This is a genomic window from Actinokineospora inagensis DSM 44258, from assembly GCF_000482865.1.
Lineage (GTDB): Bacteria > Actinomycetota > Actinomycetes > Mycobacteriales > Pseudonocardiaceae > Actinokineospora > Actinokineospora inagensis.
Genome location: NZ_AXWW01000034.1, coordinates 22,552 through 46,958 on the forward strand (window position 1 = coordinate 22,552; position 24,407 = coordinate 46,958).

At 70.8% G+C, this 24,407-nt stretch carries 1 pseudogene; it reads left to right on the top strand.

The features are described from left to right. Positions 1-12 precede the first annotated feature (12 nt). Positions 13-23,601: pseudogene (locus H504_RS43095) on the top strand (SDR family NAD(P)-dependent oxidoreductase); the annotation flags it as partial. Between the last annotated feature and the right edge of the window lie 806 nt (positions 23,602-24,407).

Sequence of the window (24,407 nt, forward strand, 5' to 3'; positions counted from 1 at the left end):
GAGTCACTGACCATGGCGGATGAGCAGAAGCTGCTCGACAACCTCCGGTTCGTCACCGGCGAGTTGCGCACCGCGCGCCGACGGCTGCGGGAGATCGACGAGCGGGCCGCCGAGCCGGTCGCGATCGTGGCGATGAGCTGCCGGTTCCCCGGCGGCGTCGGCAGCCCGGAGGACCTGTGGGAGCTGGTCATCGCTGGCCGGGACGCGATTGGTCCGTTCCCGGCCGATCGTGGCTGGGACCTCGACGCGCTGTTCGACCCCGATCCGGACACCGTCGGCACCAGCTACGGCCGCACCGGCGGTTTCCTCGACGGCGCCGCCGAGTTCGACGCGGGCCTGTTCGAGATCTCCCCGCGCGAGGCCACCGCCATGGACCCGCAGCAGCGCCTGTTGCTGCAGGCCTGCTGGGAGGCGTTCGAACGCGCGGGCATCGACCCGACTTCGCTGCGCGGTGACCGGATCGGCGTGTTCGCGGGCACCAATGGCCAGGACTACGCGAGCGTCATCGCCGCCGATCCCGAGGCGGCAGAGGGGTATCTGGCGACCGGCAGCGCGGCCAGTGTCCTTTCCGGACGGATCGCGTACACGTTCGGCCTGGAGGGTCCGGCGGTCACCGTCGACACGGCGTGTTCCAGCAGTCTCGTCGCGCTGCACCTGGCCATCCACGCGCTGAAGGCGGGCGAGTGCCGGATGGCGCTGGTCGGCGGCGTCACCGTCATGTCGACCCCGGCGGCGTTCATCGAGTTCAGCCGCCAGCGGGCGTTGGCCCCGGACGGTCGGTGCAAGGCGTTCGGCGCGGGCGCGGACGGCACCGGTTGGGGTGAGGGCGTCGGCGTCCTCGTCGTCGAGAAGCTGTCCGACGCGCTGGCCGCCGGTCACCAGGTGCTGGCGGTGGTGCGGGGGAGCGCGGTAAACCAGGACGGCGCCTCGAATGGGTTGACCGCGCCGAACGGACCCGCGCAGCAGCGGGTGATTCGGGCCGCGCTGGCCGCCGCCGGACTGTCACCGTCCGATGTGGACATGGTGGAGGCGCACGGGACCGGGACCAGGCTCGGCGACCCCATCGAGGCCGACGCTCTGCTGGCCACCTACGGCGGGGACCGCGCCGAACCGCTGTGGCTGGGCTCGGTGAAGTCCAACATCGGCCACACCCAGGCGGCGGCCGGGGTCGCGGGCGTCATCAAGGCGGTCATGGCGTTGCGGCACGGCGTCCTGCCCGCCACCCTGCACGCCGACCAGCCCACGCCGCACGTCAACTGGGGCACCGGGTCCGTCTCCCTGCTGACTGCTAACCGACCGTGGCCCACTGTGGACAGACCGCGACGGGCGGCTGTGTCTTCATTCGGCGTGAGCGGCACCAACGCGCACATGATTCTTGAACAGGCACCAGAAGTCGAACTACTTGCGGTCGCGGTGGCCGCCGGACCGGTGCCGTTGCTGCTGTCGGGGCGAACCGACGAGGCGTTGCGGGCGCAGGCGGCGGCGCTGCGGATATCCGCGCACGGACTGTTGGACACGGCGTATTCGCTGGCCACGACCCGGGCGACGCTCGCCAACCGGGCCGTGGTGATCACCCGGGACGCGGCCGAGGCGGATGCCGCGCTCGCCGGGATCGCGGCAGGCACGCCGACCGGCGTTGAGCTGGGGGTCGGGACAGCGGGGAAGCTCGGGTTCCTGTTCACCGGGCAGGGCTCGCAGCGGGCCGGGATGGGCGCCGGGCTGCGGTCGTTCGAGGTGTTCGCGACCGCGTTCGACGAGGTCACCGCACGGGTGCCGTTCACCGACGCCGAGATCGACCAGACCGGGAACGCCCAGGTCGCGCTGTTCGCCCTGCAGGTCGCGCTGTTCCGGCTGCTGGAGTCGACCGGGGTGCGGCCGGACCTGCTGGTCGGCCACTCCATCGGCGAGCTCGCCGCCGCCCACGTCGCCGGAATCCTCTCGCTGGACGACGCCTGCACCCTGGTCGCCGCCCGCGCGCGGTTGATGCAGGCCCTGCCGGTCGGCGGATCGATGCTGGCGGTCGAGGCCGACGAGCACGAGATCCCGGACGGGATCGACCTGGCGGCGGTCAACGGGGACCGCGCGCTGGTCGTCTCCGGAGACAGCGGTCAGGTCGAACGGTTCCGGCTTCGGATGGTCGAACTGGGACGCCGGGTCAAGCAACTCGTTGTGTCGCATGCGTTCCACTCGCGACTGATGGAACCGGTGCTCGACGAGTTCGCCGCCGTCGCCCGGACCCTGACCTACCGCCGACCTCGCGTGACCATGCTGACCACCGCGTCCGGCGATCCGGCGACCCCCGACTACTGGGTCCGGCAGGTTCGCGAGACGGTCCGCTTCGGCGCGGCCGCCGCCGAGGCCCGCGACCGGGGAGCCGGCCGCTTCCTGGAACTCGGCCCCGATGGCGTGCTGAGCGCCCTCGTCGGTGACGACGCGGTGCCGCTGCTGAGGTCCGGCCGAGACGACGACGAGACCTTCCTGCGCGCGTTGGCCCGGGTGCACACCCTCGGCGCCCGAGTCGACTGGGCGACCCTGCTGCCCGGCGGCCGACGCGTTGACCTGCCGACTTACCCGTTCGAACGCCGCCGGTACTGGCCGCGTCCCTCCGCCCGCGCGGACCTCACCGCCGCCGGTCTCGGCTCCGCGAACCACCCGCTGCTCGGCGCCGCCGTCTACCTGGCGGACGGCGGGGTGGTCCTCACCGGTCGACTCTCGCCCACCACGCACGAGTGGATCACCGAACACCGGGTTCTCGGGGAAGTCTTGGTGCCGGGGACGGCGTTCGTCGAACTGGCCCTGCACGCTGGCGAGCAGGTCGGACTACCGGTGCTCGACGAGCTGACCATCGCGGCGCCGCTGCCGTTGGCCGGTGCCGTGCGAATCCAGGTCAGCGTCACCGCGGACGGCTCGGTGGCGATCCAGTCCAGTGTGGATGGATCGACCTGGGTCCGGCACGCCGAGGGGCGAGTTGTCCACACGGCCGCCGAACCGGCCACGTTGTCGTGGCCGCCCTCCGGTGAATCCGTTGACCTGGATGGCTTCTACGCCACTGCGGCTGATGGCGGCTTCCAGTACGGGCCGCTGTTCCAAGGACTTCGAGCCGCGTGGCAGGGTGACACCCTCGTCGGCGAGATCGAGCTGCCCGAGTCCGCGCACCGCGAGGCCGCCAGGTTCGGCCTGCACCCGGCCCTGCTCGACGCTGCCCTGCACCCGACCGGTCTGGTCAGCGCCGGTATGCCGTTCGCCTGGTCCGGGGTGACCTTGCACGCCACCGGCGCCACCCGGCTCCGAGTCGCGGTCACGCCCCTGGGCAACGACACCTACGCGCTCGCCGCCACCGATCCCACCGGCGCCCCGGTGATCACCGCCGACCGGTTGAGCCTGCGCAAACCCACCGCAGGCCAACGAGACGAAGACCTGTTCGCGCTCGACTGGGTCGAACTGTCTCTTTCCGACGGTCCGACTGGGGCGGTCGTGTGGCAGGTCCCATCCGGCGATGTCGACTCGGTGGTGGTCGAGGCGCTGGCGCGGGTCCAGGCGTGGCTGGCGGATGAGCGGTCGACGTTGGTGGTGGTCACCCGGCGTGCGGTGGCTGCCGTGCCGGGGGATGAGGTGGTCGATGTCGCGGGTGCGGCGGTCGGTGGTCTCGTCCGGTCCGCGCAGTCCGAACACCCTGGCCGGTTCATCCTGCTGGATGTCGACCGCGAGCCGTCCGAGCAGGTCATCGCCGGTGTGGTCGGCCTCGACGAACCCTGGCTCGCGCTGCGCGGCGGTGCGGTGTTCGCGCCCCGACTGGCCCGAGCGACGGGCAACCTCGTCGTGCCCGATGGCCAGTGGCGGCTGGAACCGGGCGGCGATTCGCTCGACGACCTCCACCTCGCCCCCGTGCCCGTCGCCGAGATCGGGTCGGGGCAGGTGCGGGTGTCGGTCCGCGCGACCGGGGTCAACTTCCGCGACGTGCTCATCGCGCTGGGGGAGTACCCCGAGGTCGCGCTGCTCGGCTCCGAGGGCGCGGGCGTGGTCACCGAGGTCGGGCCGGGTGTCGACCTCGTGCCGGGCGACCGGGTGTTCGGGCTGTTCGCGGGTGGGTTCAGCCCGTCGGTGGTGGTCGACCGGCGGCTGGTGGCGAAGCTGCCCGCGCGCTGGTCGTTCGCGGAGGCCGCGACCGTGCCGATGGCCTTCCTGACCGCGTACTACGGGCTGGTCGACCTGGCTGATCTGCGCGCCGGTGAGCGGGTGCTGGTCCACGCCGCCGCCGGTGGGGTCGGCATGGCCGCCGTCCAGGTCGCCCGCCACCTCGGCGCCGACGTGTACGGCACCGCCAGTCCTGCCAAGTGGTCGGCGACCGGGCTGGCCGACGACCACTTGGCGTCCTCCCGGGACCTGGCGTTCGCGGACGAGTTCCCGCGGGTCGACGTCGTGCTGAACGCCTTGGCGGGCGAGTTCGTCGACGCTTCCGCCGGTCTGTTGACCGAGGGCGGCCGGTTCATCGAGATGGGCAAGGCGGACCTGCGGACCGGCATTCCCGGCTACCGTGCGTTCGACCTGGGCGAGGCGGGTCCCGACCGGTTGCAGCAGGTGCTGGTCGAGGTGCTGGACCTGTTCGACCGGGGCGTGTTCACGCTGCTTCCGTGGCGGGCGTGGGACGTGCGGGAGGCCCGGTCGGTGTTCCGTTTCGTCGGTCAGGGCAAGCACATCGGCAAGAACGTGCTGACCGTGCCTGCACCGGTTGATCCACAAGGGACGGTCCTGGTCACCGGCGGCACCGGCGTGCTGGGGCAGGTCATCGCCCGGCACCTGATCGCCGAGTACGGGATCCGCGAGGTTGTCCTCACCAACCGGCGCGGTGGCGCGGTCGACCTGCGCGGGGCGAGGGTCGTCGCCTGCGACATGTCCGATTCGGACAGTGTGGCTGCGCTGATCGCGAGTATCCCGGACTTGACCGGTGTGGTCCACGCGGCCGGTGTCGCGGACGACGGCGTGCTGGACGCGCTGACGTCGGAACGGATGACCTCGGTCTTGGCGCCGAAGGCCGGTGGCGCGCTGCTGTTGGACGAGTTGGTCGGCGACATCCCCCTGTTCGTCCTGTACTCGTCGGCGTCCTCGGTCTTCGGGTCACCCGGCCAGGCCAACTACGCCGCAGCCAACGCGGTGCTCGACGCGGTCGCGACCCGCAGGCGGGCGCGTGGACTGGCGGCCACCTCGCTGTCGTGGGGGTTGTGGGCGACGGCCAGCGCGATCTCCGGGTCCCTGGACACCGTCGACCTCGCCCGCGCGACCCGGGTCGGTCCCGCCTTGACCGAAGCCGAGGGGCTGGCCCTCTTCGACGCGGCTTTGCGCGCTGGACAGGCCCACCTCATTCCAGTCCGGTACGACGCGGCGACCGCGCGCAAGCTCAACCCGACGCCTGCGTTGCTACGCGGCCTCATCCAGTCCCGGCGGGCGGCGAAGACGGGCTCAGCAGAGCACCTGCGCACGCTGGGGCCGGCCGATCTGACTCGCGCGTTGCTCGGCATCGTCCGCGCCGAGATCACCACCGTCCTCGGCCACACCTCGACCGATATCGCGCGCCCGTTCAAGGAAATGGGCTTCGACTCGCTGACCGCCGTCGAATTCCGCAACCGGCTCAACACCGCGACCGGCCTTCGACTGCCCGCCACCGCGATTTTCGACTACCCGACCCCCACCGCGCTCGTCGAGCACCTGATCACCCTGTTCGGGCGGCCAGTCGAACGGAAACGGGTTGAGACGCGGGTCGCCGGGCCGGAGCCGATCGCCATCGTCGGCATGAGTTGCCGATTCCCCGGTGGGGTCTTGTCGCCGGAAGACCTGTGGGACCTGGTTTCCGAAGGCCGCGAAGGAATCGGGCCTTTCCCCACCGATCGCGGTTGGGACCTCAAGGCGCTCTACAACCCGGACCCCGATGTCGTCGGCACCACTTACGCCAAGGCAGGTGGGTTTCTCGACGATGTCGCCGGGTTCGACGCCCGGCTGTTCGGGATCTCCCCGCGTGAAGCCACCATCATGGACCCGCAACAGCGGTTGCTGCTGGAGGCCACCTGGGAGGTTTTCGAAGACGCGGGCATCGACCCGGCTGCTCTCCGCGGTTCGCAAACCGGAGTCTTCGTCGGGGTCGCGCATTCCGGATACGGTGTGGGGGCCCGACTTCCGGAGGGTGTGGAAGGGCATTTCCTGACCGGCAGTTCCACCAGCGTCGCCTCGGGTCGGTTGGCTTACACGTTCGGGCTGGAAGGTCCGGCGATCACGGTCGACACCGCGTGTTCCAGCAGCCTGGTCGCCCTGCACCTGGCCACCCAGGCCCTGCGCAACGGCGAATGCTCGATGGCGGTGGTGGGCGGCGTCACGGTCATGGTCGGTCCGGGGATCTTCACCGAGTTCTCCCGGCAGCGCGGTTTGTCGGTCGACGGCCGGTGCAAGTCGTTCTCCGCCGAGGCGGACGGGACTGGCTGGTCCGAGGGCGTTGGCGTTCTCCTGGTCGAGCGGTTGTCGGACGCCATTGCTCGTGGGCATCAGGTTTTGGCTGTGGTGCGGGGTTCGGCGGTCAACCAGGATGGTGCGTCGAATGGGTTGACGGCGCCGAATGGGCCTTCGCAGCAGCGGGTGATTCGGGCCGCTCTGGACTCGGCGGGGCTTTCGGCTGGCGATGTGGACGCGGTTGAGGCGCATGGGACCGGAACGGTTCTCGGTGACCCGATCGAAGCCCAGGCGCTTGTGGCGACCTATGGGCAGGGCAGGGGCGAGCCGTTGTGGCTGGGGTCGTTGAAGTCCAACATCGGTCATGCCCAGGCTGCGGCCGGTGTTGCGGGGATCATCAAGATGGTTCAGGCGTTGCGCCACTCGACCTTGCCGCGAACACTGCACGCCGGTACGCCCTCACCGCATGTGGAATGGGAATCCGGCGCGGTCGAGTTGTTGACGGAGTCGCGGCCGTGGATTCGTGGGGATCGGCCTCGACGATTCGGTGTGTCGTCGTTCGGGGTGAGCGGGACCAATGTGCACACCATCATCGAGGAAGCACCGGCGTCCGCCGAAATCGCCGCCGTGGCCGACCGGCCGGTGCCGATCGTCCTCTCCGCCCACTCGCCGCAAGCGCTTGCCGAACGGCGTGACCAGCTCAAGACCCTCGATCTGGCGCCGGCGGAACTGGCCAACGAGCTGGCCGTCCGAGCCCGCCACCCGCACCGCTTGGGGTTCGTGGCGTCCACTCGCGCCGAGGTGCTCGCGGGCCTGACCGAGGCCGTTCCCGAGACCGTGGGCGGCGAGCTCGCGTTCCTGTTCACCGGACAGGGCTCGCAACGGGCTGGAATGGGCGCCGGGCTGCGCGGGTTTCCCGCGTTCGCCGCCGTCCACGACGACCTCCGCGCCCGCCTGGCCTGGTCCGATGACGAGATCGACCAGACCGGGAACGCCCAACTCGCCCTGTTCGCCTTCGAGGTCGCTCTGTTCCGGCTGGTGGAGTCTTGGGACGTGCGTCCGGATGTCCTCATCGGACACTCCGTTGGCGAACTCGCCGCCGCGCACGTCGCGGGCATCCTGTCCCTGGACGACGCCTGCACCCTCGTGGCCGCGCGCGCTCGGCTCATGCAGGCCCTGCCTCCGGGTGGCGCGATGCTCGCCATCGAGGCCGACGAGTCCGAGATCCCGGACACGGTCGACATCGCCGCCATCAACGGTCCCCGCGCTCTCACCATCTCCGGTGACAGCGCCGCTGTTGCCGCCGTTCGCGCTCTCTTCCCCGACCGCCGCGCCAAGTCGCTGACGGTGTCCCACGCGTTCCACTCGCGACTGATGGACCCGATGCTGACCGAGTTCGCCGAGGTCGCGGGCGCGCTCACGTACCACCAGCCGGTGATCCGCCTCGTGCCCACGTCGACCGGCGACCCGGCGACCCCCGAGTACTGGGTCGACCAGGTCCGCTCCACCGTGCGCTTCGCCGCCGCCGTCACCGAGGCCGCCGCCCACACCCACCTCGAACTCGGCCCGGCCCCCGCGCTGACCCCGTTCGCCCCGCACACCTTCCCCACCCACGATGACGTCACGACCCTGCTGACCGCCGTCACCGCCGCCCATACCCGCGGTGCGTCCCTCGACATCCGCGCGCTGACCACCCCTACCCGCCGCGTCACACTTCCCGCATATCCCTTCCAGCACAAGCACTTCTGGCTGGACGTTGCTGCCCCAGCCCTCCCGGCTTACCGTGTCACGTGGACTCCGATCACTCCGTCGGTTGTCCCGAACACGTGGTTGGTGCCCGCTCGTCTGGCTCCGGTCCTCGCCGACGCGGGGCTGACGATCACGACCGACCGCGACGCTGCCACTGCCGCCCTGGTCGAGGCGACAGCGGCTGACCTGCCCGCCGTGCTCCGCGAGACCACGGTGCCGGTCTGGGTGATCACGCGGGCCGCCCAGGTGGCCGCGCTGGGTCGGGTCGCCGCTCTGGAACTGGGTCCGCGTTGGGGAGGTGTGGTCGAACTGGCGGGGGAGCTGGACGAGTCCACCGCTCGCCAGGTGGTCACCGCGCTCGGCGGCCGCGAGGACCAGGTCCGCGTCACCTCGACCGGTGTGGAGGCGCGGCGGCTTACCGAGGTCCACCAGAAGCCCACTGAGTGGCGGCCGGAGGGCACGGTTCTCATCACCGGTGGTACCGGCGCGCTGGGCGGCCACGTCGCTCGCCATCTCGCCGCCAAAGGCGTTCGGCTGGTGCTCGCCAGCCGGAGTGGCCGGGCCGCCGCGCCGGAGCTGACCGACATCGCCGAGGTCGTGGCCTGCGACGTGTCCGACCGGGGTCAGCTCGAAGCGCTGTTGGCCGCGCACCCGGTGACCGCCGTCGTGCACGCGGCGGGTCGGACCGACGAGACGCCGTTGACCGACCTCACGCCGGACGTCTTCGCCGAGGTCCTGCGGCCGAAGGCGGACACCGCCCAACTCCTGCACGAACTCGCCCCCCAGGCGCACCTGATCTTCTTCTCCTCGATCGCCGCCGTGTGGGGTGGCGCGAACCAGGCCGCCTACGCCGCCGCCAACGCCGAACTCGACGCCCTCGCCGAACACCGCCACGAGCGCGGGCTGCCCACCACGTCGATCGCCTGGGGTCCCTGGGCGGACGCGGGCATGGCGGCCGGTGCGGTCGCCGATCACCTGCGCCGACGGGGTCTGCGGCCACTCAACCCGGACCAGGCCCTGAAAGCGTTCGACGCTGCGGTGACCAACCCACACCCCACGGTGACAGTCGCCGACGTCGACTGGCCCCGGTTCGTCGAGGTCTTCACCGCCGCCCGCCGCAGCCCGCTGCTCACCGCGTTCACCCCGGAGACCGATGTTCCGGCGCTCGACCTGGTGATCACCGCTGTCCGCGACGTACTCGGCTACCGGGACACGATCGACCCGGACGCCACCTTCACCGATCTCGGCTTCGACTCGCTCACCGCCGTCGACCTGCGCAACCGGCTCAGCGCGGCGCTCGGGACGCCCCTGTCGGCCACCCTCGTCTACGACTACCCGACCGCCAACGCCCTCGCCGACCACCTGCTGACCCGGCGGACCCCGGTAACCGCCGTGGACCGCAAGCCGGTGGACGACGACCCGATCGTCATCGTCGGTATGGCGTGCAGGCTCCCCGGCGGTGTCACCAGTCCTGACGAACTCTGGGACCTGGTGGTAGACGGCCGCGACGGCATCGGCGGCTTCCCCACCGACCGAGGTTGGGATCTGTCCGGTGTGGACTACCCGCTCCTCGGCGGTTTCGTCCACGACGCCACCGGATTCGACGCCGACCTGTTCGGCATCTCCCCGCGCGAGGCGACGGCCATGGACCCCCAACAGCGGGTCCTGCTCGAAGCGGGCTGGGAAGCCGTGGAACGCGCGGGCATCGACCCGAGCAGCCTGCGCGGCACCCGGGGCGGCGTGTTCATCGGCGCTTCCAACTCCGGCTACGGATTCGACTCCACTGAGGAGGGTGCCGGGCACCTGATCACCGGGACGGCCACCAGTGTCATCTCCGGTCGGGTCGCCTACCACCTCGGTCTGGAAGGTCCGGCGCTGACCGTCGACACGGCGTGCTCCAGCGGTCTCGTCGCCCTGCACTTGGCCGCTCGGGCGCTGCGTCATGGGGAGTGCGAGCTGGCGATCGTCGGCGGGGTCACCGTCATGCCCAGTCCGGCCGGGTTCGCGGAGTTCGCCCGTCAAGGTGGCCTTGCGTCAGACGGGCGCTGCAAGGCTTTCGCTGACGCGGCGGATGGCACCGGGTGGTCCGAGGGTGTCGCGGTTGTCGTGGTCGAGCGGCTCTCGGATGCCTTGGCTCGTGGGCACGACGTTCTCGCGGTGGTCAAGGGTTCGGCGGTGAACTCCGATGGCGCGTCGAACGGTTTGACCGCGCCCAATGGGCCGTCTCAGCAGCGGGTCATTCGGGATGCGTTGGCCGAGGCAGGTCTGGGAACGTCCGATGTGGATGTTGTTGAGGGGCACGGAACAGGAACCCGGCTCGGCGATCCGATCGAGGCGCAGGCGCTGCTGGCGACCTACGGACAGGACCGGGAGACCCCGCTCTGGTTGGGCTCGCTCAAGTCCAACATCGGCCACACACAGGCGGCTTCCGGTCTCGCCGGGTTGATCAAGATGGTGCAGGCCCTCCGGTATGGCGCCATCCCGAAGACCCTGCACGTGGAGGTGCCTTCGTCGCATGTGGACTGGTGGCAGGGCCGGGTCGAGCTGGCCACCGCGACCCGGCCCTGGCCGGAGGTCGACCGCCCTCGTCGCGGCGCCGTGTCGTCATTCGGGATCAGCGGCACCAACGCCCATACGATCCTGGAACAGGCCCCGACCGCTGTTGTGGAGCCCGCCCGGCCCGGGGCTGCGGTGTTGCCGATGCTCATCTCGGCTCGCAGCGCCCCGGCACTCCAGGCCCGAGCGGGTGACCTGCTCACAGTTTCCGCCGAACAGGTCGACCTCGCGCACTCGCTGGCCGTGACCCGCGCCACCCAAGACTTCCGCGCGGTCGCCTTCGACCGGACCGCGCTGGAAGCACTTTCCACTGGTTCGGCTGCTTCGAGTCTGATCACCGGAACCGCTGTGCCCGGTCGGTTGGCCATGTTGTTCACCGGTCAAGGGTCTCAGCGGTCGGACATGGGCGCGCAGTTACGTGACTTCCCCGAGTTCACCGCGGCTTTCGACACCCTGCGCGATCGCCTGGGCTGGTCCGACGACGACATCGACCAGACCGGCAACGCCCAGCTCGCCCTGTTCGCGCTGGAAGTCGCCCTGTTCCGCCAGCTCGAAGCGTGGGGGGTGCGGCCGGACGTCCTCATCGGACATTCCATTGGGGAGCTGGCGGCCGCTCACGTCGCCGGGGTGCTCGACCTCGACGACGCCTGCACCTTGGTCGCCGCACGGGCTCGGTTGATGCAAGCCCTCCCGGCGGGCGGCGCCATGCTCGCCGTCGAGACCACAGAGGACGACATCCCGGACTACGTCGACATCGCCGCCGTCAACGGGGAAAACGCGCTGGTCGTCTCCGGGGACAGCGCGGCGATCGCCCGGTTCAAGGACGAATCCGCCTGCCGAACCAAGCAGCTCACCGTGTCACACGCGTTCCACTCGCGTCTCATGGAACCGATGCTGGCCGAGTTCGCTGAGGTCGCGGCAACCCTGACCTACCACGCACCCAAGATTCCGATCCTGCCCACGGCTTCAGGCCGAATCGACACGCCGGAGTACTGGGTCGGGCAGGTCCGGGACACGGTTCGCTTCGCTGACAGCCTCGCCGTGGCTCGCGCCCAGGGCGCCACCAAGTTCCTGGAGCTGGGACCGGACCGCGTGTTGTCCGCGCTGGCCCGCGACGATCTCGCCGTGTCGGCTCTGCGGGCCGGTCAACCTGAAGCGGAAACCCTCGTCCGGGCCTTGGCGACCCTGCACGTCAACGGCACCAAGGTCGACTGGGCCGCGTTGATCCGGGGTGGCAGGCGGATCGACCTCCCGGTCTACCCGTTCCAGCGCAAGCGATACTGGCTCGGCTCCGGTCGCGTCCCGGCCGTCGACACCTGGCGCTATGCCGTCGAGTGGGACCGCGTCCCCGATGCCGCCGCCGAGTCCGCTGGAACCTGGCTGGTCTTGACCACCGATGGCACCGTTCCGGCCGATCTCGCCGCCGCCATCCGCACGATCGGCATCCGTCCCGGCGACGAGCTCGACCGCGACGCGGCCGGGGTGCTCTGCCTGGCCGAATCCGCCGCCGATCTGCTCCCCGCAGCGGGCATCGATCTGCCTGTCTGGGGTGTCACAAGGGATGCGCTGAACAAGGTCGAGGGTGCTGGAGCTTGGGGCCTGGGTCGGGTTGCCGCGCTTGAGTTACCGCAGTGGCGGGGGCTGATCGACCTGCCCGCCGAACTCGACGACCAGGGTGCCACCCGTCTCCGCGCGGCTCTGGGTGGCGGCGAGGACCAACTGGCGATCCGAGCTGATGGCATCTACGCACGTAGACTAAAGCGGGTGGCCCTCGGCGAGACCACGCCGTGGCGGCCGGAATCGGTGCTGGTCACCGGCGGAAGCGGCGCCCTCGGTGGTCACGTCGCGCGCTGGCTGACCGAGCGCGGCGTCCGCAAGGTCATCCTGGCGAGCAGGCGCGGGACGGCTGTTGACGGGTGCCTCGGGATCGCTTGCGACGTCACCGATCGGGACGCGCTGGCCGCTTTGCTCGCCGAACACCCGGTAGACGCGATCATCCACACCGCAGGTGTCGTTGACGCGGCACCGCTGACCGAGGTCACCCCCGAACACCTCGCCGACCTCGCGCACGCCAAGGTCACCGGCGCGGTCAACCTGCACGAACTCGCCCCCAACGTCCACTTGGTGCTGTTCTCCTCGATCGCCGGGACCTGGGGCGCGGGCGGCCAGGCCGGGTATTCCGCCGCGAACGCGGCCCTCGACGGTCTCGCCGAACTCCGCCGCACACAAGGACTTCCGGTCACTTCGATCGCGTGGGGGCCGTGGGCGGGCGAGGGCATGCTGACCACCGACGGCGCCGAGGACTACCTCCGTCGTCGCGGCCTGCGGCCCATGCCACCCGCGCACGCGATCGCCGCGTTGGCCCAGGCGCTGGACCGCCCGATCACCGCCGTCACCATCGCCGATGTCGACTGGCCCCGGTTCACCGCGACCTTCACCGCCGGTCGACCCAGCCCGCTGCTCACCGGGTTCACCCCGGCGGTCGAGCCGCGCCGGGCGGTCGGCGGGGACGTGCTCGGACTGGTGCGGACCGAGGCCGCCGCCGCCCTCGGACACGAGTCGGTCGACGCCGTCCCGGCCGACCGCGCGTTCGCCGACCTCGGGTTCGACTCGCTGACCTCGGTCGAGCTCCGCGACCGGCTCGCCACCGCGACCGGCGTCCCGCTGCCCGCGGGCATCGTCTTCGACTACCCGACCGCGTCCGCTCTGGCCGAGTTCCTGGTTGGCGGTGCGACGGTCGACGACGAGATCGCCGTGCCGCCAGTGGCCGACCCGATCGCGATCGTCGGCATGGCCTGCCGGTTCCCGGGCGGGGTCGACACCCCGGAAGACCTGTGGGAGGTGCTGGTCAACGGCCGTGAGGTGACCGGCCCGTTCCCGACCGACCGGGGCTGGGACCTGGCCACGCTGGTCAACCCCGACCCGGACCACCCCGGTACGTCCTATGTGGACCGTGGCGCGTTCCTGCGTGACCCGGCGCGGTTCGACGCCGACCTGTTCGGGATCTCCCCGCGCGAGGCCGTCGCGATGGACCCGCAGCAGCGACTGCTGCTGGAGACGACCTGGGAGGTGTTCGAGCGGGCAGGCATCGATCCACGGTCGCTGCGCGGGAGTCGGACCGGGGTGTTCGCGGGCACCAACGGTCAGGACTACACGCGGCTGACGCTGGCCGTCGACGTCCCGGCGGGACACGTGGCGACCGGTGGGGCGGCGAGCGTCATGTCCGGTCGGGTCGCGTACGCGTTCGGATTGGAGGGTCCGGCGCTGACGGTGGACACGGCGTGCTCGTCCGCTCTGGTCGCGCTGCACTTGGCGGCACAGGCTTTGCGGCAAGGGGAGTGCTCGCTGGCGGTCGCGGCCGGAGTGACGGTCATGGCGACTCCGGGCGCGTTCATCGAGTTCAGCAGGCAACGCGGGTTGGCGGCGGACGGTCGGTGCAAGCCGTTCTCCGATGACGCCGACGGGACGGCTTGGGGCGAGGGCATCGGCGTGCTGCTGGTCTCGCGCCTCTCGGACGCCCAACGCAACGGTTATCCCGTGCTGGCGTTGATCGAAGGTTCGGCGGTCAACTCCGACGGGGCCTCGAACGGTCTGACCGCGCCCAATGGTCCGGCTCAACAACGGGTGATCCGAGCGGCGTTGGCCTCGGCAGGACTGCGACCGTCTGATGTGGACGCTGTGGAGGCGCACGGGACCGGGACCGTGCTGGGCGATCCGATCGAGGCGGAGGCCCTGCTCGCCACCTACGGGCGCGATCGGTCGACGCCGCTGCTGCTCGGGTCGGTGAAGTCCAACATCGGCCACACGCAGGCGGCGGCGGGTGCGGCCGGGGTGATCAAGACCGTGCTGGCGCTGCGCCACCAGACGCTGCCCGCGTCCCTGCACGCCGCGACCGCCACCAGCCACGTCGACTGGTCGGCGGGCCCCGTCGAGATCCTGTCCGCCGCGCGTCCGTGGCCGGTCGCGGATCGGCCGCGCCGGGCTGGTGTGTCGGCGTTCGGGATCAGCGGCACCAACGCGCACGTGATCATCGGGGAGGCCGGGCCGGTGGCGCCGGTTTCCCGGCCGCTGATCACCGGCGCCGCGCCGTGGCCGGTGTCGGCGAACTCGGCGCAAGCGCTTGACGCCCAGGTCGAGCGGCTGGTCGGGCTCGACCTGCCGTCCGCCGACGTGGCCAGGACGCTGGTTTCCCGGGCGAACCTGCCACACCGGGCCGTGGTGCTCGGCGGCCGGACGATCACGGGTTCTCCGGCTCCGCTCGGGTTCCTGTTCACCGGTCAGGGGTCGCAGCGGACCGGAATGGGGGCCGGCCTGCGGGTGTTCCCCGTGTTCGCCGAGACCTTCGACTCCATCCGGTCGCGGGTTCCGTTCTCCGACGAGGAGATCGACCAGACCGGCAATGCCCAGCCCGCCCTGTTCGCGCTGCAGGTCGCACTGTTCCGTTTGTTGGAGTCGTGGGAGATCACGCCATCTGTCCTTATCGGACACTCCATTGGCGAGGTCGCTGCCGCGCATGTGGCCGGGATCTTGTCGCTGGACGACGCGTGTGCGCTGGTGGCGGCTCGGGCGCGGTTGATGCAGGCGTTGCCGCCCGGTGGCGCGATGTTGGCCGTCGAGGCAGCCGAGCTGGAACTGCCAGACGGTGTTGATCTCGCCGCTGTGAACGGGCCACGGTCGGTGGTGGTGTCCGGCGACAGCGCGGCCGTTGAGCGGTTGCGGCAATCGCTGGTCGACCAAGGGGTGCGGGTCAAGCAGTTGGTGGTCTCGCACGCGTTCCACTCGCGGTTGATGGACCCGATGCTGGCCGAGTTCGCCGAGGTCACGGCGGGGCTCACCTATCGCGCGCCGCGCATCCCGATCAAGGCGACCGCGTCCGGAGCGATGGACACACCCGAGTACTGGGTGCGGCAGGTCCGCGAGACCGTCCGGTTCGCCCCGGCCGCAGCGGCGGTTACCAGCGCGTTCCTCGAACTCGGGCCGGACGGGGTGCTGTCCGCGCTCGTGGCCGACTCGGTCCCGCTGCTGCGCCGCGACCGTGACGACATCGAGACCACCATGGCCGCCGTCGCGCACGCTTTCACCCGGGGCGCCGATCCGAACTGGCCAGCGGTGATCGCTCCGTGGGGCGGCAGGCACACCGACGTCCCCACCTACGCCTTCCAGGGGGACCGTTATTGGCAGGAAGTCCCCACCAAGGCTGGCGGGCCTCGCGCGGCTGACCACCCGCTCCTCTCTGCCGTGGTCACCACGGCCACAGGTGCGCAGGTACTGCTAACCGGGACTCTTACGCCCTCGGGCTGGCTCGCTGACCACAAGGTGCACGGCAAGGTCGTCGTCCCCGGTACCGCTGTGCTGGACCTCGTTTTGCACGCCGCCACACACACCGAGTTCCCTGCGGTCGAAGAACTCACCTTGCACGCGCCGCTCACCGTTGAGGGCTCTACCGAGCTCCAAGTGGTCGTCGACAGCCCTACCGTGACCGTCTACTCCCGTCGCGACGACGGCCCGTGGACCCATCACGCCACGGCGACCCTCACCGACGCGGCGGCGCCTACGACCATCCAGCCGGTTGAGGCAGACGAGCTCGACCTGACTGACCACTACCCGTCGCTTGCCGAGGCCGGGCTTGACTACGGGCCTGTCTTCCAGGGGCTCAAGTCGGTCCGGCTGATCGACCACCCAGGGTGGCTCCGGCACGAGATCCGGGCCGAGGTGGAGATCGGCGAACCCGGCGGGTTCGCCGTGCACCCGGCCCTGCTCGACGCCGCCGTCCAGGCCGTGGCCGTCGCACTGCCTGGGGGCACCGCTCGGGTGCCGTTCGTCTTCGCCGAGGTCACGCTGCACGCGACCGCCGCCTCCCGGCTCGCCGTGCGCATCGCCCCGACCGGACCCGACACCGTCGAGCTGCACGCGGCGGACCCGGCGGGCAACCCGGTGCTCACCGTCGGCGCCCTCACCCTCCGGCAGCTCACCGAACCCCGCGCCGGTGACCTGTTCGAGATCGACTGGACCCCGCAGGACGCTGCTACCCCGGGCGCTGTGGTCACCCCGGACGCTGTGGTCGAACCGGCCGATGTGGTCGAGGCGCTTGGTGCCGTTCAGGACTGGATCGCGCGGCCCGATGGCGTACTGGCGGTCGTCACCTCGGGGGCCGTGGTCGCGGTTCCGGGCGATCGGATCACCGACCCGGCGCCTGCGGCGATCTGGGGGCTGGTCCGGACCGCGCAGTCCGAGCACCCGGACCGGTTCGTCTTGGTCGACCGCGCGCCCGGCACGCCGGTCAAGATCGTCCCGGGTGAGCCGCAGGTGGCGATTCGCGCAGGTCAGACATATGTTCCCCGGCTGGTTCGGCGGCGACCCGCGATCTCCCTGCCGGAGCGCCCGTGGCGGTTGGTGCCGGGCGGCACCTCCCTCGCCGACGTGCGCGCCGTCGAGATCCCGCCTGCGGACCTGGCGCCGGGTGAGGTCCGGCTCGCGGTTCGCGCGACCGGGATCAACTTCCGCGACGTGCTGATCAGCCTCGGCAGCTACCCGGAGGCCGCCGAACTCGGGTCGGAGGGCGCGGGCGTGGTGACCGGGGTCGGGGCTGGTGTCACCGACCTCCAGGTGGGTGACCGGGTGTTCGGACTGCTCGGCGGCGGCTTCGCCTCGACCGCCGTCGTCGACCGGCGGCTCCTCGCCCGCATCCCGGACGACTGGTCGTTCGCTGACGCAGCGGCTGTCCCGATGGCATTCCTCACCGCCTATTACGCCCTGGTGGATCTCGCCGGTCTCCGTTCCGGTGAACGGGTGCTGATCCACGCGGTGGCCGGGGGAGTGGGTGGCGCGGCGGTCCAACTCGCGCGACACCTCGGCGCGGAAGTGTTCGGCACCGCCTGCCCGACGAAATGGGCCGCCACGGGATTGTCCGACGACCACCTGGCGTCTTCTCGGGACTTGGCGTTCGCGGACAAGTTCCCGCAGGTCGACGTGGTGTTGAACGCGCTGGCGGGGGAGTTCGTCGACGCGTCCGCCGGATTGCTGGCCGACGGTGGCCGATTCATCGAAATGGGCAAGGCGGACCTGCGGACCGGCATTCCCGGCTATCGCGCGTTCGACCTGTGGGAAGCCGGGCCGGATCGGTTGCGGCACATGCTGGTCGAAGTCCTCGACCTGTTCGCGCGTGGAATCCTTCGGCTGCCGCCGATTCGCGCCTGGGACGTGCGGGACGCGGTGAGCGCGTTCCGATTCGTGGCGCAGGGCGGACACATCGGGAAGAACGTGCTCACCGTACCGCGCGCGTTGAATCCACAAGGGACAGTCCTCGTCACCGGCGGCACCGGCGCGCTCGGTCAACTGCTCGCCCGGCACCTGGTCGAGCAGTACGGCGTTCGCAAACTGGTGTTGGCCAGCAGGCGCGGCCCGGCGGTCCCCGTCGACCTCGACGCCCACGTCACGGTTGTGGCCTGCGACATCGCCGACCGGGACGCCGTCGCCGAGTTGCTCGCGGGCATCCCGGACCTCACGGCCGTCATCCACGCCGCGGGTACCACCGACGACGCCCTGGTCGACTCCCTCACCCCGGACCGCCTGCGCTCGGTCGCGGGCAAGGCCGAGGGTGCCCGACACCTGAACGACCTCGTCGGCGACGTTGACCTGTTCGTGCTCTACTCGTCGGTAGCGGCGACCCTGGGTACCGCGGGCCAGGGCAATTACGCCGCGGCCAACGCCGTCCTCGACGCCATCGCCCACCAGCGCGTCGCCCGGGGATTGCCTGCTCTGTCGGTCGCATGGGGGCTGTGGGAGCGGGCGAGCGACCTCAGCGGTCACCTTGATGACACGGCTCGGGTCCGAGCGGCCCGACTGGGCGCACCGCTCTCAGACGCAGACGGCCTCGCCCTGTTCGACGCCGCCATCCAGACCGGCCGCCCGCACCTCGTGGCCGCCTCGCTCAACCGCGCCGCGGACGGGCCTGCGTTGCTCCGGGGGATCACGAAGGCGCCGAAGCGGGCGGTGACCAACAGGTCGATGATCGCGGTGGTCCGCGCCGAGGTCGCCGCCGTGCTCGGTCATTCCACTGTGGACGCTGTACACCCGGACAGGTCGTTCGCGGAACTCGGGTTCGACTCGCTCACCGCCGTCGAACTCCGCAACCGGCTCACCACCGCCACCGGCCGCAGGCTCCCGGCCACCCTGGTCTTCGACCACCCCACCCCGGCCGCCCTCGCCGCCCACCTGACCGAACCGGTGGCCGAGCGCGCCCAGGTCCGGGCACCGGCCGACGAACCGATCGCGATCATCGCCATGAGCTGCCGGTTCCCCGGCGGGGTCGAATCGCCCGAAGACCTGTGGCGCTTGGTCGCTGACGGCGGCGACGCCATCGGCCCGTTCCCCACCGGCCGTGGTTGGGACCTCGATGAACTCACCCGCGTCAGCACCACCGACCGTGGCGGCTTCGTCACCGGCGCGGGCCGCTTCGACGCGGCGCTGTTCGGGATCTCCCCGCGCGAGGCCCTGGGTATGGACCCACAACAACGGCTGCTGCTGGAAGCCTCATGGGAGGTGTTCGAGCGCGCGGGCATCGACCCGTTGTCGTTGCGTGGCACGAATGCCGGGGTCTTCGTGGGGGCGGCGGCGTCGCTCTACGGGGCTTCGGTGCGGTCGGAGGAGATCGCGGGCCACCAGATGACCGGGACCGCGACCAGCGTGGCGTCCGGCAGGCTCGCGTACGTTTTCGGGTTGGAGGGACCCGCGATCACAGTCGACACGGCGTGCTCGTCGTCGCTGGTCGCACTGCACTGGGCGGCCAAGTCGCTGCGCTCCGGCGAATGCTCGATGGCCCTGGTCGGCGGGGTCGCGGTCATGGCGACACCAGGCATGTTCACCGAGTTCTCCCGTCAAGGCGGCTTGGCCCGCGACGGCCGCTGCAAGTCATTCTCCGCCGACGCTGACGGGACTGGCTGGTCCGAGGGCGTTGGCGTTCTCCTGGTCGAGCGGTTGTCGGACGCCATTGCTCGTGGGCATCAGGTTTTGGCTGTGGTGCGGGGTTCGGCGGTCAACCAAGATGGTGCGTCGAATGGTTTGACGGCGCCGAATGGGCCTTCGCAGCAGCGGGTCATCCGGGCCGCTTTGGCCTCTGCCGGACTGTCACCGTCTGATGTGGACGCAGTTGAGGCACACGGGACCGGGACGGTTCTCGGTGATCCGATTGAGGCTCAGGCGTTGTTGGCGACGTATGGGCAGGATCGGGTCGAGCCGTTGTGGTTGGGGTCGTTGAAGTCCAACATCGGTCATGCGCAGGCTGCGGCCGGTGTTGCGGGGATCATCAAGATGGTTCAGGCGTTGCGGCACTCGACTTTGCCGCGAACTCTGCACGCTGAGGTCCCGTCGCCGCATGTTGAGTGGGATTCGGGCGCGGTTGAGTTGTTGACTGAGTCGCGACCGTGGGTTCGCGGGGATCGGCCTCGGCGGTTCGGTGTGTCGTCGTTCGGGGTGAGCGGGACGAATGTGCACACCATCATCGAAGAAGCACCTATCCAAACCACTTCGCCGCGTCCCGCAGACCCCGAGCCTCCCGTGATCCCACTCGTGGTTTCCGCGGCCAGCGCCCGCGCCCTGGAAACCCAACTCGCCCGCCTCCGGTCACTGGACGCCCCCCGCGTCGAAATCGCCCGCGCGCTCGCCGCCACCCGCGCAGACCTGCCCCACCGCGCCGTCCTGCTCGACCCGCAGGCCCCGCCAATCGCCACCGGATACGCCGGTCCGGGCCGCGTCGTGTTCCTGTTCACCGGCCAGGGCTCCCAACGAGCGGGAATGGGCGCCGGACTCCGCGTCTTCCCGGTTTTCGCCCGCGCGTTCGACGAGATCACCGCTCGGGTTCCCTTCTCCGACAACGAGATCGACCAAACCGGCAACGCCCAGGTCGCCCTTTTCGCCCTCGAAGTCGCCCTCTTCCGGTTGCTCGAATCCTGGGGCATCCACCCCGATGTCCTCGTCGGCCACTCCATCGGCGAACTGGCCGCCGCCCACGTCGCCGGAGTCCTTTCCCTCGACGACGCCTGCACCCTCGTCGCCGCACGGGCCCGGTTGATGCAGTCCCTTCCACCTGGCGGCGCCATGCTCGCCGTCGAGGCCGCCGACATCGACCTCCCCGACGGTGTCGACCTCGCCGCCGTCAACGGCCCCCGCTCCATCGTCGTCTCCGGCGACGCCTCGGCAATCGAACAACTCCGCCTCTCCGCCAACGGTTATCGCGTCAAACAACTGTCGGTGTCCCACGCTTTCCACTCGCGCTTGATGGACCCGATCCTCCCCGAGTTCGCTTCCGTCGCCGCCGGTTTGACCTACCACGAACCCCAAATCCCCATCATCACAACGTCTACGGGCCATATCAACACCCCCTCATATTGGGTTGACCAGGTCCGCGGCACCGTCAACTTCTCCGCCGCCGTCGCCCCACTGGCCGACGCCACCTTCCTGGAACTCGGCCCGGACGCCGTACTGTCCACTTTGGTCCCTGATGGTCTCCCCCTTCTCCGCCGCACCCGCGACGACATCACCACCACCCTCACCGCCATCGCCACCGCCTGGACCTGCGGCACCCCCGTCCCCTGGCCCACCCTCCTCGGCGACGGCCCCCGCACCCCTCTCCCCACCTACCCCTTCGACCGCACCCCCTTCTGGCTCACCGAACCATCCACAACAGACACTTGGCGCTACCACGTCGAGTGGACCGAGATCCCCACCCCACCCCCCGCCACCGGCCACTGGCTCGTCATCGGCACCGGCTCCCCCGACATCACCGCCGCCCTGTCCCACACCGCCACTGTCACCCCTGTCACCCCCGCCGCCCTCGCCACCACCCCCGCCGACGGCATCCTCGTCCTCCCCGGCCCCCCCGAAACCCTCCTCGAAGTCCTCCAATCCACCCCCCTCGCTCCCGTGTGGACCGCCACCCGCGACAAGTCCCACAACCCCGACCAGGCCCGCACCTTCGCCCTCGCCCAAGTCGCCGCCCTCACCCGCCCCACCGGCGGCGCGATCGACTTCCCACCCGACCTACACCCCCACCCAGACCCGATTACCCAGCTCACCCCACCACTCGTCGGGCCCGTTGGTGTGTCGCCTGTGCCGCCGGATTCCCACGCTGATCTGGTTTCCCGGTCCGTGTCGCCGCTCGGCGTGTCTGTTGGTGTGCCAGCCCTGCCGCCGGACTCGCACGCCGGCCCGGTTGCTCGGCCCGTGTCGCCGCTCGTCGGGTCTGCGGGCTTGCCGACCGTGCCGCCGGATGCCCACGCCGGCCCGGTTGCCCGGCTCGCGTCGCCGCTCGTCGGGTCTGCTGGTTTGCCGCCCCTGCCGTTGTCCTCCCGCGAGGACCAGCTCGCCATCCGCGATGGCAAGGTCTACGCCCGCCGCCTGGTCCGCGCCCCCAAACCCGACGGCTTCCGCTGGGCCCCGGACGGTCCCGTCCTCATCACCGGAGGCACCGGCGCCCTGGGCGGTCACCTGGCCCGCTGGCTCACCGGCCTCGGCGCCACCCACATCATCCTGCTCAGCCGCAGCGGCCCCGCCGCCCCCGGTGCCGACGACCTCCAGGCCCTCCCTACCCGCGTCGACATCATCGCCTGCGACGTCACCGACTATGACGCCCTTGCCGCCGTCGTCGCCGAACACCGCCCCACCACCGTCTTCCACACCGCGGGCACCGCCGACACCACACCCATCGCCACCCTGACCTCCCTCGCCTCCCCCGCCAAAATCGACGGCGCCCGCCACCTCGACGCCCTCCTCCCCACCGCCCACCTGGTCCTCTTCTCCTCCATCGCGGGTGTTTGGGGCAGCGGCAACCAGCCCACCTACGCCACCGCCAACGCCTACCTCGATGCCCTGGCCACCCGCCGCCACGCCGAGGGCCGCCGCTGCACCGCCATCTCCTGGGGCCCCTGGTCCGACGGCGGCCTGGCCTCCGGCCCCGCCGACACCTACCTCCGCGCCCGCGGCCTAATCCCCATGCCCCCCAACCAGGCCCTCGCCGCCCTCGCCGACACCCTGGCCACCCCCACCCCCCACACCACCATCGCCAACGTCGACTGGCCCCGCTTCCTCCCGCCATTCACCATCACCCGTCCCAGCCCCTTCCTCACCCACCTCGCCTCCGAGGTCGCCGCCACCGCACCTCCCAGCCCTCGCACGGATCACACCCCCGGGACCGCCATCCCTGTAATGCAGAGCCCTACCGCCCCCGCGTCTCCCAGTTCTCGCGTTGGTCCCGCCCCTTCGGCACTGAGCTCCGCCAGCCACGACGTTCCACCACCTCTTGCCGGATCCGCCTCAACCGGCTTCTCGGCTGAGAGCACTGTCGACGTTCCCGAGCCTGCGGCTTCTACCGGTCTCTCGGGTCTTCTGATCCCTGGTGCTTCCGCGCCGCTGACTGGTTCCGCCGCCTCCACGAGTCCTGCCACCCACGACCCCGCCTCGTCGCCTGCAGTCGACTCCGTCCTGGAAACCGCCGCGCCCGCTCCTCCCAGCGTCCCTGCGGCACTCGCCCCGACACCCGGCTTCCCCCTGTCCTCCCACACCGGTTTCGCAGCCCCCAACACGTCGGGCCCGCTCACCGACTTCGCCGCGGGCCTCACCACCATCGCTCCCGCCGACCGCGAACGCGCCCTGCTCGACCTCGTCCGCCGCACCGCCGCCGCCGTCCTCGGCCACGCGACCCCCGTCCAGGCCCGCGCGGGTTTCGCCGACCTCGGCTTCGACTCCCTCACCGCTGTCGAGCTCCGCAACCGCCTCACCGAGGCAACCGGCCTCGACCTCCCCGCCGCCCTCGTCTTCGACTACCCCACCCCCACCACCCTCGCCACCCACCTCACCACCGAGCTGGACGCGGGCACCTCCGAGGCCGCCATCCGCCACGCCCTGGCCACCCTCCCCCTCACCCACCTCCGCGACCTCGGCGTCATCGACCTCCTCTTCCCGCCCCCATCCGCCCTCGACACCCCGGGCACGTGACCATGCCAACCACCCCGCCGCCAGTCCCTGCCCAGCAGCCCCACCGCCCGCTCACGAGGACACCCACGCCCCCATCCGCCTCGCGGCCTTCCACCCCACCCCTGGGCCGGCTCACCACTGCCGCAGGCCACCCTCTGCAGTTTCCGCCTGGCGCAGTCCCTTCCACCCCACCACCTCGCACTAACATCCCGCATGCCAGCTCCTCCGCTCTGCTTTTACGTCGCGGCCACATCCCGTCTGCCACTCCCTCGGCCCTGCATTTAGGTCGTGGCCACGTCTCGCCTGCCAGCTCCTCTTCGCGTCGAGGTTGTGTCCTGCCTGCCATTCCATCGGCCCTGTTTCCGCGTCGTGGCCACGTCTCGCCTGCTGGCTCCTCTGCTCTGCTTTCGTGCGGCGGTCACGTCTCGCCTGTCACCCGCTCGGTCGCGCTTTCGGGTCGCAGCTACTTTCCGCCCGCCAACCCCTCCGCTCCGCCACCACCTCGCGGCCACATCCCGCCAGCCAGTCTCGCCGTGCTGCCTCCACGTCGCGGCTGTTCATCGGTCTGGCGTGCCGCTGCCTTCCCTGCCTCGCTCCCACGCCCTGATCGCGTCCGGCTCCCTACCGGCCTCTCAGCTTTCCGCAGTCCTTCTTCAGCCCGACCCTCCGCCCTGCTCCCACTCCCCAACCGTTTCTCC